Below are 12,513 nucleotides of genomic sequence, written 5' to 3'. Positions count from 1 at the left end.
CATACCCCTTCTCCCCGTCAGAACGGGGAGAAGGTCGCGGCAGCGGGATGAGGGGCAGGCGTGCCCGCAACCGCTCTGCATCGCCACTGCCCAGAGGCGGAGCATCAGGAGTTTAGCCGCATGCTGATCATCGCGGGACTTGGCAATCCCGGCCCGAAATATGCCGGCAACCGCCACAATATCGGCTTCATGGCCGTCGACGCCATTCAGCGGCGCCAGGGCTTTTCCGCCTGGTCGAGGAAATTCAAGTCGGAGGTCTCCGAAGGCGAGATCGACGGCGAACGCGTCCTGCTGATGAAGCCGCAGACCTTCATGAACCTCTCCGGCGAAGCCCTCGGCGACGCGATGCGCTTCTACAAGCTCGCGCCAAAGGACATCGTCGTCATCTATGACGAACTGGACCTTCCCGCCGGCAAGGCCCGGATCAAGACCGGCGGCGGCCACGGCGGGCACAACGGCATCAAGTCCATCGACGCCCATTGCGGCAAGGAATACCGCCGTTTGCGGCTCGGTATCGGCCATCCGGGGGTCAAGGATCTGGTCCACGCGCATGTGCTCGGCGATTTCGCCAAGGCCGACCAGGCCTGGCTTTCGCTCCTGCTCGAGGCCATCGCCGACAATGCCGCGATGCTGGTGAAGGGCGAGGACTCGCAGCTCATGAACAAGATCGCGCTGGCGACCGGGGGCAAGCCCGAGACGGAGAAGCCCGTCGCTGTGAAGAAGCAGGCGGCGCAATCCCATATCCATCAGGCGCGTGCCACCGCCCAGCCGAAAAAGCTGCCGGTGACGGGCCCTATGGCCGACATGCTGAAGAAGATGTTCGGGCCGAAAGGGGATTAGGAAAAGTGGGAGCGGTTTTCCGCCCGCACCCGCTCCAACCGCGCAGGCCGCTGCCTCACTCCTCCGGCTCTGCCGTGAACAACAGCGGAAAGCCCGCCTCCTTGCCGAGGTCGGTTGCCTCCTTGGCCTTGGTCTCCGCGACATCCTTCGCGCACACCACCACGACCGAAGTGCCCATCTTGTGGGCCGTCATCATCACGCGGTAGCCCGCCTCCTCGCTCATGCGGAAAACGGCCTTGAGCACCATGACCACGAATTCCCGCGGCGTGAAGTCGTCATTGACGAGCAGGACCTTGTAGAGCTTCGGCCGCTCGAGCTTCGGCTTGGTCAGGCGCTTTGCGGCTACATCATTGTCGCTCATCGATAATCCGCCGTCGATGACATGAGAAAAGCGTTGGCGGCCGCGCCGGCTGCGGGGTGGCAAACCGCGCTGCGTTTTCCGCGTCCAGTATTGCCAATATCGCCCTCCGATCCCGCGCATTCAAGTGAAACTCGCCTCCGGAGGCAATCGGAAATGCGCGAAAAGCTTGACCGTCCCTCTCCTTTATCCCATAGCCACGGCCAAGCAATCAGGAACGACGGGTTTCAGCCATGGGCTTCAAATGCGGTATCGTCGGGCTGCCGAATGTCGGCAAGTCCACACTCTTCAACGCGCTGACAAAGACGGCGGCGGCGCAGGCGGCGAACTATCCGTTCTGCACGATCGAGCCCAACACCGGCGAAGTCGCCGTGCCCGATCCGCGCATGCGCAAGCTCGCCGACATCGCCAAGTCGAAGGAGATCATCCCGACGCGCATCTCCTTCGTAGACATCGCCGGGCTGGTGCGCGGCGCGTCCAAGGGCGAGGGCCTCGGCAACCAGTTCCTCGCCAACATCCGCGAGGTGGATGCCGTTGTGCACGTGTTGCGCTGTTTCGAGGACGACGACATCACCCATGTCGAAGGCCGTATCCATCCGGTCGAAGACGCCGACACCATCGAGACCGAGCTGATGCTCGCGGATCTCGACAGCCTCGAACGGCGTGCCGAACAGACGCGCAAGCGTGCGACCGGCAAGGACAAGGAGTCGATGGCGCAGCTTCCCATCATGGAAGCATCGTTGAAGCTGCTGCAGGAAGGCAAGCCCGTGCGCACCCTGCTTTCCAAGCTCGACGCCGATGAGCTGCGCATTCTCCAGAGCCTCAACCTGCTCACCTCGCACCCGGTTCTCTACGTCTGCAACGTCGCCGAAAGCGACGCCGCGACCGGCAACGAGCACACCCGCGCCGTCGAGAAGATGGCCAGGGAGCAGGGCGCCGAAACGGTCGTCATTTCGGCGGCGATCGAGTCCGAAGTGGCGCAGCTGCCGGAAGAGGAAGCGAAGGAATTCCTCGCGGCGCTCGGTCTCGAGGAAGCCGGCCTCGACCGGCTGATCCGCGCCGGCTACAAGCTCCTCGATCTCATCACCTATTTCACGGTTGGACCGAAGGAGACGCGCGCCTGGACGATCCCGCGCGGCACCAAGGCGCCGCAGGCCGCCGGCGTCATCCACTCGGATTTCGAACGCGGCTTCATCCGCGCCAACACGATCGCCTATGACGACTATATCGGCTATGGCGGCGAAAACGGCGCGAAGGAGGCCGGCAAGGCTCGCGACGAAGGCAAGGAATACGTCGTCCAGGACGGCGACGTCATCCATTTCCGGTTCAATACGTAGAGCGGATGAGGAAAACCTGTGTGCGGTTTTCCTCCCGCGTCCCGCGTCTCAACTTGTCAGAACCGATCACGTTCATGATTCCAGGTCGGCCCGGCCTAAAATCATCGTGATCCAGCTGCAGAATCTGCATGGGCGGCGAACGCCGGACGGCATGCCCAAAGTGTCTCGTCATGGCCGCCTTGCTACGGCCTTTGCCGATCCGGCAATCACTCCCGCGCCGAAATAAAAGCATCAAGATCATTGACACGATCGGCTGATATGAGTCCCTTTTCGGCGGCTGCCGCCAGGGCCTTGTTCAAATCTGTCATGGGCGGATCCTTGCCGGAAAAGTTGCCACGCACGACTTTCAGTGAGGTGATCCAATGAACAATCGACATGCGCAACCTGGAAAATCGGCCAGGCTGAAGCCACGTAAGGGCGGGCCTTTGTTAGGGTGTCAGGACGCGCGGCGGCGTGAAGGAGAGAATGAGGCATGCTGTATTTCGAGGATTTCACTCAGGGCCGGCGTTTCGACTACAGCCCGGTCCTGATGCAGGCCAACGACATGATCGCCTTCGCCAGTGAGTTCGATCCGCAGCCTATGCATCTGGACGAAGAGGTCGGCAAGAGCAGCATTCTCGGCGGCCTCGCCGCTTCCGGTTGGCACACGAGCGCGGTCGGCATGCGGATGATGATCGAGGCTTTTCTCGGCAATTCATCCTCGCAAGGGTCACCGGGCATCGACTTCATGGAGTGGAAGAAGCCGGTCCTTGCCGGAGATATCCTTTCAGGCTTCAGCCTGGTCCTGGAGGCGCGCCCGTCGAAAACCAAGCCCGCGATCGGCCTCGTCAAGTTTCGCAACGAGATCGAGAACCAGAGCGGCGAAGCCGTGGCGGTTTCGGAATGCTCCGTCATGTTCAGGCGCCGCAATGGGGAGGCGCGCGCATGATGACGCTGGAGGAGCTCTACCAGGCCGGGCGCAAGGTCGTCACCGGCAGCCTGACATTCACCGCGGAGGACATCGTCCGCTTCGCCCGCGATTTCGACCCGCAACCCTTCCACGTCGATGAGGAGCAGGCGAGACAGTCGCTTTTCGGCGGCCTTTGCGCCTCCGGCTGGCATACCAGCGCCGGCTGGATGCAGTGCTTCCTGCGGTTCTGGAAGGAGGAGATCCGCCGCCTTGCAGCCGAGGGATTGCACGCGCCGAAGCTCGGCCCCTCGCCCGGGTTCAAGGAACTCAGGTGGTTGAAGCCGGTCTATGCCGGCGACACGATCACCTATGCGGTCACTCTACTGGAGGCCCGGATCGTCGCCTCGCGACCCGGCTGGCGGATCAACACGATCCTCTGCGAGGGCGAGAACCAGCACGGCGAGCCGGTCATCCGCTTCGAGAGCAAGGTCATCGAATTCGCTTGAAGGGCCGGGGCCAGCTGTTTGGTCCTAGCCTATGAACCGGAGGGCTCAATGCCCCTCGAATTCGATGAGCGTGCGCACATTGACGCCGAGCGCTTCGAGCTTCTTGCGTCCGCCGAGCTCAGGCAGATCGATGATGAAGCAGGCTGCGACGATGTCCGCACCCATCTGCTTCAGGAGCTTGGCGGCGCCTTCGGCGGTGCCGCCGGTGGCGATCAGGTCGTCGACGAGGATCACCTTGTCGCCGGGAGCGACCGCGTCCCTGTGCATTTCCATCTCGTCCACGCCGTATTCCAGACTGTAGGCGATCCGCACCGTGTCGTGCGGCAACTTTCCCTTCTTGCGAATGGGTATGAAGCCGGCCGAAAGCTGGTGCGCGATCGCGCCGCCCAGGATAAAGCCGCGCGCCTCGATGCCGGCGACCTTGTCGACCTTGGTACCGGCATAGGGATGGACGAGCTCGTCTATCGCCCGGCGGAATGCCCGCGGGTTGCCGAGCAGGGTCGTGATGTCACGGAACATGACGCCGGGCTTCGGATAGTCCGGAATGCTTCTGATAGCGGAAATCAGTTCCGATTGAACAGCGGTCATGTGTGAATGCGGCCTTTGCTGGATCCTCTATTGCCACAGGCATAGCACCAACAAAGTGCCCGTTTACAGGATTTTCTTCGCTCGGGGTCCGGGCCGGAACAATTTGGCGAGAGCGCGGGTTGATGCTAGGCTTTTCTAGGGGAGGCTTTGCCGATTGTAGGAAGGAGGAACACCATGCGCCTATTCGAATGCGGTTCGCTCGTCCCGGGTTGCGCTTGGCACACCCGCGCTGACAATGATGCGGAGATCGTGCGCCGGGTCGTCGAGCACATGCGCGAGACTCATGGCGAGACGGTCATCCGCGAAAACATGGTCGACAACATCAAGGCCCGCATCGTCGACGAAACCAAGGTCGCCTGACCGCGGCCCGAACCGGTTTCAACCCGACCGCACCATCGACTCGAGCCGGGCGACGAGGGTCGCCCGCTCGACGCTGAAGTTGCGCTCGACCCAGAAGGCTTCGAGCTCTGCCAGCACCTCCCCCACCTTAGGACCGGCGGGAATCCCCAGTTTGAGGACATCGGCACCGTTCAACGGGAAGACGGGCCGCTGCCATTTCTCCGCCCGTGCAAGGAGCCGATGAAAGGACGCGCTGTCGGCAAGGAATGCCGGATCGGTTTCGGCCTTGCGGCGCGCCGAGGCAAGTGCAAGCCTCAGCCGGACGACGATGCCTTCTGTGCCATGGCGATAGAGCTGGCGTTCGAGCGCCGCATCCGCAAGAGTAGCGGCGATTTCCGGCGCTTCGGCGAACCGGTCGAGGTAAGCGCTCTCCGCCTTCGACAGCCGCAGACGTTTGGTCATGGCCTCGAGCCGGGCGGCGTCCGGCGGGACGATCGCCGCAAGCCTCAGGAGCGGGTCCGCCCTCCAGGAGAAACTCTTCTCCGCCGCGATCAGCGCCGGGATGGCGTCGATGCCCCATTTCTCGGTCTCGGGCAGGATCTCGCTCAGGACACCCGCCTGCCGCATCCACAGGAGCGCGCGGCCCGGGTCGTCGGCCGAAAGCAGCTTCTTCGTCTCCGTCCACACGCGTTCGGCGGAAAGCGTGGCGAGCTTCGCGCGGGCCTGGGCGCAGGCCCTCAGGCCCTCGGCGTCCGGACGGCCGCTGCCGTAATGCGCAAAGAAACGGAAGAAGCGAAGAATACGGAGATAATCCTCCGCCACGCGTTCGGCCGCGCTGCCGATGAAACGCACCGTCCGCGTCTCGATGTCCCCGAGGCCCCCGACATGGTCGATGATCTCGCCGTCCACACCGGCATAGAGTGCGTTGATGGTGAAGTCGCGGCGTTCCGCATCCGCTTTCCAGTCGGTCCCGAAAGCCACTTCGGCGCGACGCCCGTCGGTCGCGACGTCGCGGCGCAGGGTCGTTATCTCATAGGGAACACCTTCGATGACGAGCGTCACGGTGCCATGGTCGATTCCCGTCGGCACCGCCTTGATGCCGGCGCCCCCCGCCCGCTCGGTCACCTCCTCGGGACGCCAGGTGGTTGCCAGGTCGACATCACCGGCCGGTAAACCCATGAGGCTGTTGCGGATCGCGCCTCCGACGACCCGAACCTCACCGCCATCGGCGTTCAACAGGTCGAAGATGCGGCGCAGATGAGGAGCCTGAAACCAGCGCTCGGCGACAATGGAAGTCATGCATAGAGCCTTTCATAGAGCATGCGGACGATCCCCGCGGTGATCCCCCAGATGTTCCTTTCGCCATAGGGCATGCGATAGAAATGGCGCTCGGCGCCCTGCCAGTGACTGCTTCCTCGTCCATGATTTCGCGGATTCATCAGGAACGACAACGGCACCTCGAACACGCTCTCCACTTCCTCCGGATTGGGCTCGAGCACGAAGCCGGGCTGAACCACCGCAAGCACCGGCGTGATGCGGAAGCCGGACATGGCCATGTAATGCGGCAGCCGCGCGACCGTCTCGACGAAACGCGGATCGAGCCCGATCTCCTCCTCGGCCTCGCGGAGTGCTGCGACTTCGATGGAGTGGTCTTCCGGATCCACCGCACCGCCCGGAAAGGCGACCTGACCGGAATGCTTGCGCAAATTCGAGGTGCGCTGGGTGAAGATGACGCTGGCGTCTTCGCCGTCGTCGACGACGGGGACGAGGACTGCGGCGTCCTTCAGATGCAGGGACTCGAGATAGGATACGATGCCCGGGTTCAGCAGGAAGTCGCCGTGATCGCGCCAGGAAGTCTCGATCGGCCCCCCCGCCTGCTGCAGCGCGCGGCGACGGAATTCGTCGGCGGAGTATGGGTGACTGCTCATCGGGACAAAGCTTCCAGCTCGGCCGCGGGCATGATCGGGAAGATCGCTCCGGCCGATCTGACGCAGAACATCTCCACCCCTTCCACCGCGATGGTCTCGCCGAGCTCGACGATGTCGTACATCACCGGTCGCGAGACGAGCGCTTCCAGCCGCCCGCGCACATGGAGATAGGGTTTGAGTTCGCGATTGTCGCCGTGGATGACGAAGCGCAAGGGATGCTCCGGCCCCGCCTCCACCACGTCGCCGACATTCGTGCGGAAGGTCAGCACCCTGTCGCCGTCCTTCTCGGTCACGCTCATCTCGACGGCGATGAACGGCGCGTCGGCGACCCGGATGCCGACCTTTTCCACAGGCGTGACGAGGTAGGTCTTGCCGTCGTCGTCCTTGCGAAGCACGGTCGAGAACAGCCTCACCAGCGGCTGGCGGCCGATCGGCGTGCCCATGTAGAACCAGGTTCCATCGCCCCGGATTTCCATGTCGATGTCGCCGCAGAACGGCGGATTCCAGCGGTCGACCGGCGGCAACCCTCTCGCCTCGCCGCCCGTCTGCCCGGCAGCGCGTGCGATCAGCGCCGCCAGGCCGGCCGCATCGCCCGTTTGCTGAATCTTGGCTTCTGCCATCGTTCCGTCCCGTTTGGTCTCGATCTTGCGTCCGAAGCATGACGCCGTTGCCTGCTGCATGTTCCCTTGATCACAGCCGATCGAGGACAAAGCATGCAGCAGTTAAAAATGCTACAGCAAGCCTTGCGCGTCTGATAAGACGCGGCGCTGTAGCGTCGGGTATGCACCACAAGCTCGCTTCGGCGCATATGTCCGCATTCGCGCCTGGAACGCAATGTTTCAGGCTTTGGTGTCAAGCTCACGAGATAGTGCGACGGCGGCGGCTTGTCAGCCGCCCCGCGGGGTCTAAATTGAAAAACAGGAACTGGACAGCCGGCATCGGCGATCGATCCAGAAGCGGACGACCGGGAGACTTGCAATGAGTGTAATGAGAGGCGCGACCGAACTGGCCGACGAAAAGGCGATCGTCGCCGCAGCCGAGGCGGCGCTCGGAGAGATCGCGCTGGTCCGCGCCGAGATCGGCAAGGTCATTTTCGGTCAGGAGAGCGTCGTGGAACAGACGCTGCTCGCGGTACTTTCCGGCGGACACGCGCTGCTTGTCGGCGTTCCGGGGCTCGCCAAGACCAAGCTCGTCGCCACGCTCGGCACCGTTCTCGGGCTCGACAACAGCCGCATTCAGTTCACGCCCGACCTTATGCCTTCCGATATCCTGGGTTCGGAGGTGATGGACCAGGACGCGGCCGGTCATCGCTCCTTCCGCTTCATTCCTGGCCCGATCTTCACGCAGCTCCTGATGGCCGACGAGATCAACCGCGCCTCGCCGCGCACGCAGTCGGCCCTGCTGCAGGCGATGCAGGAGTATCACATCACCATCGCGGGCGACCGCAAGGACCTGCCACAGCCGTTCCACGTGCTCGCAACCCAGAACCCGCTGGAGCAGGAGGGCACCTATCCGCTGCCCGAAGCCCAGCTCGACCGTTTCCTGATGCAGGTCGATGTCGGCTACCCCGAGCTTGCTGCCGAAAGACAGATCCTGCTGGAGACGACCGGCCTCGCAGAAACCGAGGCGCGGCCGGTGATCGACGCAGGCCGCCTGCAGCAGGTCCAGGGGCTGATCCGTCAGATGCCTGTCGGCGAGAAGGTGGTCGACGCCATTCTGGCGCTGGTACGTTCCGCACGCCCCGGCAACGGCAATGCCGACACCGACAAGAATGTTGCCTGGGGACCGGGTCCGCGCGCCGGACAGGCGCTCATGCTCTGCGCCCGCGCCCGCGCGCTCTACGACGGGCGGCTTGCCCCTTCGATCGACGACGTCCTTGCGCTCGCCGAGCCGGTTCTCCAGCACCGCATGGCGCTGACCTTCGCCGCCCGCGCCGAGGGCATGTCGGTGCGCGACGTCATCGCCGACCTGGTGAAGCGGGCCAAGGGCTGACGCATGGCCTCGATCGGGCACATTGTCGCGCGTACCCCGTCCGGTGAGGTCCTGTCGCGCGCGCAGCAGCGCGCGATGCTCGTGCCAGACTGTCTCGTCGAAGCGCGCAGGATCGCCAACACGGTAATCACCGGCTGGCACGGCCGGCGCAAGCGCGGCATCGGCGAGAACTTCTGGCAGTTCCGCCCTTACAGCGACGGCGAGAGCCTTTCGCGCATCGACTGGCGCCGCTCCGCCAAGGACGACCACACCTATGTTCGCGACCGCGAATGGGAGGCAGCGCACACGATCTGGCTCTGGGCCGATCTCTCGCCCTCGATGATGTACAAATCGACGCTCGGCGCCGTTTCGAAGGAAAGCCGCGCTCTGGTGCTGATGCTGGCGCTTGCCGAAATTCTCGCCCGTTCCGGCGAGCGGATCGGCTGCCCCGGCGTGATGGAGCCGGTTTCGGCACGCAATGCCGCCGAGCGGCTGGCAACCGCAATCATGCATAGTCCGCTTTCGGAGGGCCTGCCCGATACCGGGATGATACGCGGCGCCAGCGACCTGGTTCTGATCGGCGATTTTCTCGACCCGGCCGACCGGGTGATGGAACGACTTGGACCGCTCGCCCGCCGGGGCCTGCGAGGCCATGTCGTGGAGATCGCCGATCCGGCGGAGGAAGTCTTCCCCTATGCCGGCAGAACCGAGTTCACCGACCCCGAAACCGGCGAGAAGCTGACCGCGGGGCGCGCCGAGATCCTGCGTGAGGATTACCAGCGTGCCTATCGCGCCCGCCGCGACAGCCTCGGCACGAGCCTGCGCCATCTCGGCTGGACCTTCATTCCGCACAGAACCGACCGGGCGGCCTCGGAAGCCCTGGTCGCGGTGCATATGCATCTTTCAGGCATGCCGGGCCGAGCCGCCCATGGGGGGCTCTCATGATCGGCGGCCTCTCCTTCATTTTTGCCAACCCCGCCATTCTGGCAGCACTCGTGGCACTGCCGGTGATCTGGTGGCTGCTGCGCATGACGCCCCCGAGACCTGCGGCCGAAATCTTCCCGCCGCTGCGCATCCTGGCCTCGGTGATGAAGCGCGAGGAGACACCCTCGAAAAGCCCCTGGTGGCTGACCCTTCTCAGGATGCTGATGGCCGCCGCCGTCATCTTCGCGATCGCCGACCCCGTCTTCAACCCGCGCAGCAATACGCTCGCGACCTCCGGGCCGCTGGCGCTGCTGATCGACAACAGTTGGGCAACGGCGCCCGACTGGGAGCGGCGTGTCGAAGCCGCCTCGGCGCTGATCGACGACGCCGAGGCGAAGGATGTTGCGGTTTCGATCGTCTTCACCGGAGAGCGCCAGCACGACGCGACGCCAGGCTCGGCGAGCACTGCGCGCAACCGGCTGGCGGCAGCGAGGCCCGAACCGCTGCCTGCCGACCGTGGTTCCGCAATCGCGGCCTTGCAGGCGGCCTTCGAAGACGCGCCTCCCGGAACGGTCGCCTTCCTCACCGACGGCATCGAAGGGGGCGACGGCAAGACGATGGAGGCACTGGCCGGGATCGGCGCGGCCGGTCTCAAGGTGATCGAAGCGGACGGCAGCGAGGCCGTGGCACTCACTGCGACGAGCAACGAGTCCGGCGGCATGTCGGTGACGGCGAGCCGGCTGAAGACCGACGACGGCCGTTCCTTGCCCATCGTTGCCTTCGATACCCGCGGCCGTGCGATCGCCAGTGGTACGATCGATTTCGCACCCGGCGCAGCGACCGCCAAGGGGATGATTGAGGCCCCGTTCGAACTGCGCAACGACTTCGCCCGCATCGGCATCGAAGGAGCCGCGACTGCCGGCGCCCAGCATCTCCTCGACGACGGCTTCCGCCGCCGTCGCGTGGCTCTGTTGAGCGGCGAGGCACGTGACCTGTCGCAGCCGCTGCTCTCGCCGCTCTACTATATCAATCGGGCGCTCGCCCCCTATGCCGATCTCGTCGAGCCCCGCCAGAGCGATCTTGCCGTTGCGATTCCGGAGCTTCTGGAGCAGCGTCCCTCGGTTCTGATCATGGCCGACATCGGCCGGCTGCCGGAGGAGACCTATCCCCTGCTTGCGAAATGGATCGACAACGGCGGCACGCTGATCCGCTTCGCCGGCCCCCGGCTGGCAGCCGCACCTGCCGACGATCCGCTCGTCCCGGTCACCCTTCGCCAGGGCGAACGGGCGCTCGGCGGCGCGCTCTCCTGGTCCGAACCGCAGCCGCTCGCCGATTATCCCGGCAACAGCCCCTTCGCCGGCATGGCCCGCCCCACTGACATTCTCGTCAAGCGGCAGGTTCTGGCCGAACCGACAGCCGATCTGGCGGAGCGCACATGGGCAAACCTCGCCGACGGCACACCGCTGGTCACGACTGCGACACGCGGGGCCGGCCGCATCGTGCTCTTTCACGTCAGCGCCGAGGCCACATGGTCGAACCTGCCGATCTCGGGCCATTTCGTTGAGATGCTCCGCCGCAGTGTCCAGCTTTCGCGCGGCGGCGGTATCGCCAGCGACGGCAAGGCCGTGAAGGCGCAGACCTTGCCGCCCTACCGGCTTCTGAACGCCGATGGCGTGCTCGTCGCCGAAACGGGCAATGCCCGTCCCCTCGACATCGTGCCCGGCAAGGCACCGGTCGCGACAGCCGACAATCCTCCGGGGCTCTACGGCTCCGAGGACGGCTTCACGGCGCTCAATCTCTTACCGCGCGACGCCGAGCTCAAGCGGATCGACATGACCACCGCCGGCCCCCATACCTCCGAGCGGCTGGCCGGTGCGGAAAGCTGGTCGCTGAAGCCGGCGCTGATGACGCTCGCCCTCCTGCTGCTGCTCGCGGACGCCCTGATCGTTCTCTTCATGGGTGGCGTCTTTTCACGCGCTCGGATGGCAAGGGCCACTTCGGCAATCATCATGGTCCTCGCCGGAACCTTCTTCCTCGCCCCGCCGCAGGCCTTTGCCGACGACGCGCGCCCGGACGACCAGCGCATCCTCGAGCGGCTGGACACCACGCACCTCGCCTATGTGGTCACCGGCGAGGAAGAGGTGGACCGCCTTTCCGAAGACGGGCTGAGAGGCCTCACCGACTTCCTGACCTATCGCACCACGCTCGAGCCCGGCGCGCCCGTCGGTCTCGACATCTCCAAGGACGAATTGAGCCTCTACCCCATCATCTACTGGCCGATTTCCGCCAGCGCGCCCATGCCGAGCCCGCAAGCCGTCAGCCGAATCGATGCCTATATGCGAGCGGGCGGCACGGTGCTGTTCGACACGCGTGATCAGTTTTCCTCGCTCGGCTCTTCATCGACCGGAACGAGCGCGAACACCGAACGTCTCCAGGCGATCCTCGGCAATCTCGACATACCGCCGCTGGAGCCGGTTCCGGCCGACCATGTCCTGACCAAGGCCTTCTATCTGCTGACGAATTTTCCCGGCCGCTATACCGGCAGCCCCCTCTGGATCGAATCCCAGCTCGATAGTCGCGAGGAACCGAGCAACCGGCCGGCGCGACCGGGCGACGGGGTGACGCCGATCATCATCACCGGCAACGACTTTGCCGGTGCATGGGCAGTGGATTCGAACGGAGTCGCACTGCTGCCGACCGTGCCGCCGGACGAAATGCAGCGCGAATACGCCTTTCGCTCCGGTGTCAACATCATGATGTACATGCTGACCGGCAACTACAAGGCCGACCAGGTGCACGTGCCCGCCCTGCTCGAGCGGCTCGGACAATGAGG

Annotated in this window: 14 protein-coding genes; 8 read left to right on the top strand and 6 right to left on the bottom strand. The window is 64.7% G+C overall.

From position 1 onward, the window contains the following. Nucleotides 1-120: 120 nt before the first annotated feature. Nucleotides 121-840 (top strand): aminoacyl-tRNA hydrolase, encoded by a 720-nt coding sequence (gene pth, locus JOH52_RS11495; RefSeq protein ID WP_010969874.1) that lies wholly within the window; start codon nt 121-123, stop codon nt 838-840. A 55-nt stretch (nt 841-895) separates the two neighbouring features. Here the strand turns inward: pth and clpS are convergent, their stop codons facing one another. Beyond that, nucleotides 896-1,201 (bottom strand): ATP-dependent Clp protease adapter ClpS, encoded by a 306-nt coding sequence (clpS, locus tag JOH52_RS11490; protein ID WP_003534512.1) that lies wholly within the window; start codon nt 1,199-1,201, stop codon nt 896-898. A gap of 230 nt (nt 1,202-1,431) precedes the next feature. Between clpS and ychF the strand changes: the two genes are divergently transcribed. Then, nucleotides 1,432-2,535, top strand: coding sequence for a redox-regulated ATPase YchF (gene ychF, locus JOH52_RS11485; protein ID WP_010969876.1), 1,104 nt, complete (start codon nt 1,432-1,434; stop codon nt 2,533-2,535). 206 nt (nt 2,536-2,741) lie between these two features. Here the strand turns inward: ychF and JOH52_RS11480 are convergent, their stop codons facing one another. Next, a complete protein-coding gene (locus tag JOH52_RS11480) occupies nt 2,742-2,912 on the bottom strand; it encodes a hypothetical protein (protein ID WP_013844745.1) in 171 nt (56 codons plus the stop codon). Nucleotides 2,913-3,007: 95 nt separating this feature from the next. On the opposite strand from JOH52_RS11480, the gene JOH52_RS11475 reads away from it, so the two are divergent. Beyond that, nucleotides 3,008-3,463 (top strand): MaoC family dehydratase, encoded by a 456-nt coding sequence (locus JOH52_RS11475; RefSeq protein WP_003534506.1) that lies wholly within the window; start codon nt 3,008-3,010, stop codon nt 3,461-3,463. Continuing rightward, a complete protein-coding gene (locus tag JOH52_RS11470) occupies nt 3,460-3,930 on the top strand; it encodes a MaoC family dehydratase (RefSeq protein WP_010969877.1) in 471 nt (156 codons plus the stop codon). The genes JOH52_RS11475 and JOH52_RS11470 overlap by 4 nt, the downstream gene beginning before the upstream one ends. A 45-nt stretch (nt 3,931-3,975) precedes the next feature. On the opposite strand, the gene JOH52_RS11465 is transcribed toward JOH52_RS11470, so the two are convergent. Beyond that, the gene (locus JOH52_RS11465; protein WP_003534501.1) at nt 3,976-4,518 is read right to left on the bottom strand and encodes an adenine phosphoribosyltransferase; all 543 of its coding nucleotides are present in this window, start codon (nt 4,516-4,518) and stop codon (nt 3,976-3,978) included. 174 nt (nt 4,519-4,692) lie between these two features. Here JOH52_RS11465 and JOH52_RS11460 point away from each other — a divergent pair, with 174 nt between their 5' ends. Continuing rightward, the gene (locus JOH52_RS11460; RefSeq protein ID WP_010969878.1) at nt 4,693-4,878 is read left to right on the top strand and encodes a DUF1059 domain-containing protein; all 186 of its coding nucleotides are present in this window, start codon (nt 4,693-4,695) and stop codon (nt 4,876-4,878) included. Between the two features lie 18 nt (nt 4,879-4,896). Here JOH52_RS11460 and JOH52_RS11455 read toward each other — a convergent pair whose 3' ends face one another. The 3 genes from JOH52_RS11455 to JOH52_RS11445 are packed head-to-tail and all read right to left on the bottom strand — an operon-like array spanning nt 4,897 to nt 7,405. Then, nucleotides 4,897-6,156: a CCA tRNA nucleotidyltransferase gene (locus JOH52_RS11455; protein WP_010969879.1), complete on the bottom strand. Its 1,260-nt coding sequence runs from the start codon at nt 6,154-6,156 to the stop codon at nt 4,897-4,899. Beyond that, entirely contained in the window at nt 6,153-6,785 is a 633-nt protein-coding gene (locus JOH52_RS11450) for a CoA pyrophosphatase (protein ID WP_010969880.1), read from the bottom strand. The genes JOH52_RS11455 and JOH52_RS11450 overlap by 4 nt, the downstream gene beginning before the upstream one ends. Further along, on the bottom strand, nt 6,782-7,405 hold the full coding sequence (locus tag JOH52_RS11445) for a DUF1285 domain-containing protein (RefSeq protein ID WP_003534495.1): 624 nt from the start codon (nt 7,403-7,405) through the stop codon (nt 6,782-6,784). Before JOH52_RS11445 ends, JOH52_RS11450 begins: the two co-directional genes overlap by 4 nt. A 358-nt stretch (nt 7,406-7,763) precedes the next feature. Between JOH52_RS11445 and JOH52_RS11440 the strand changes: the two genes are divergently transcribed. Genes JOH52_RS11440 through JOH52_RS11430 form a run of 3 tightly spaced genes read left to right on the top strand, consistent with a single transcriptional unit; the run spans nt 7,764 to nt 12,511 of the window. Continuing rightward, nucleotides 7,764-8,777 (top strand): AAA family ATPase, encoded by a 1,014-nt coding sequence (locus tag JOH52_RS11440; RefSeq protein WP_013844747.1) that lies wholly within the window; start codon nt 7,764-7,766, stop codon nt 8,775-8,777. Nucleotides 8,778-8,780: 3 nt separating this feature from the next. Next, complete coding sequence (locus JOH52_RS11435; RefSeq protein ID WP_010969883.1) at nt 8,781-9,701, top strand: DUF58 domain-containing protein; 921 nt, start codon at nt 8,781-8,783, stop codon at nt 9,699-9,701. Beyond that, on the top strand, nt 9,698-12,511 hold the full coding sequence (locus tag JOH52_RS11430) for a DUF4159 domain-containing protein (RefSeq protein ID WP_010969884.1): 2,814 nt from the start codon (nt 9,698-9,700) through the stop codon (nt 12,509-12,511). The genes JOH52_RS11435 and JOH52_RS11430 overlap by 4 nt, the downstream gene beginning before the upstream one ends. The last annotated feature ends 2 nt before the right edge of the window (nt 12,512-12,513 follow it).

The organism is Sinorhizobium meliloti, from assembly GCF_017876815.1.
In the GTDB taxonomy this organism is placed as follows: Bacteria; Pseudomonadota; Alphaproteobacteria; order Rhizobiales; family Rhizobiaceae; genus Sinorhizobium; species Sinorhizobium meliloti.
The sequence above is the reverse complement of the archived record's forward strand: the minus strand, read 5'-3'. Positions and strand labels throughout refer to the sequence as shown.

Excerpts from the sequence above, each read along its gene's own strand:
- pth (WP_010969874.1), top strand. The coding sequence starts at position 121 with ATGCTGATCATCGCGGGACTTGGCAATCCCGGCCCGAAATATGCCGGC.
- JOH52_RS11445 (WP_003534495.1), bottom strand. The coding sequence starts at position 7,405 with ATGGCAGAAGCCAAGATTCAGCAAACGGGCGATGCGGCCGGCCTGGCG.
- JOH52_RS11480 (WP_013844745.1), bottom strand. The coding sequence starts at position 2,912 with ATGTCGATTGTTCATTGGATCACCTCACTGAAAGTCGTGCGTGGCAAC.
- JOH52_RS11455 (WP_010969879.1), bottom strand. The coding sequence starts at position 6,156 with ATGACTTCCATTGTCGCCGAGCGCTGGTTTCAGGCTCCTCATCTGCGC.
- JOH52_RS11435 (WP_010969883.1), top strand. The coding sequence starts at position 8,781 with ATGGCCTCGATCGGGCACATTGTCGCGCGTACCCCGTCCGGTGAGGTC.
- ychF (WP_010969876.1), top strand. The coding sequence starts at position 1,432 with ATGGGCTTCAAATGCGGTATCGTCGGGCTGCCGAATGTCGGCAAGTCC.
- JOH52_RS11475 (WP_003534506.1), top strand. The coding sequence starts at position 3,008 with ATGCTGTATTTCGAGGATTTCACTCAGGGCCGGCGTTTCGACTACAGC.
- JOH52_RS11465 (WP_003534501.1), bottom strand. The coding sequence starts at position 4,518 with ATGACCGCTGTTCAATCGGAACTGATTTCCGCTATCAGAAGCATTCCG.
- clpS (WP_003534512.1), bottom strand. The coding sequence starts at position 1,201 with ATGAGCGACAATGATGTAGCCGCAAAGCGCCTGACCAAGCCGAAGCTC.
- JOH52_RS11470 (WP_010969877.1), top strand. The coding sequence starts at position 3,460 with ATGATGACGCTGGAGGAGCTCTACCAGGCCGGGCGCAAGGTCGTCACC.
- JOH52_RS11460 (WP_010969878.1), top strand. The coding sequence starts at position 4,693 with ATGCGCCTATTCGAATGCGGTTCGCTCGTCCCGGGTTGCGCTTGGCAC.
- JOH52_RS11440 (WP_013844747.1), top strand. The coding sequence starts at position 7,764 with ATGAGTGTAATGAGAGGCGCGACCGAACTGGCCGACGAAAAGGCGATC.
- JOH52_RS11430 (WP_010969884.1), top strand. The coding sequence starts at position 9,698 with ATGATCGGCGGCCTCTCCTTCATTTTTGCCAACCCCGCCATTCTGGCA.
- JOH52_RS11450 (WP_010969880.1), bottom strand. The coding sequence starts at position 6,785 with ATGAGCAGTCACCCATACTCCGCCGACGAATTCCGTCGCCGCGCGCTG.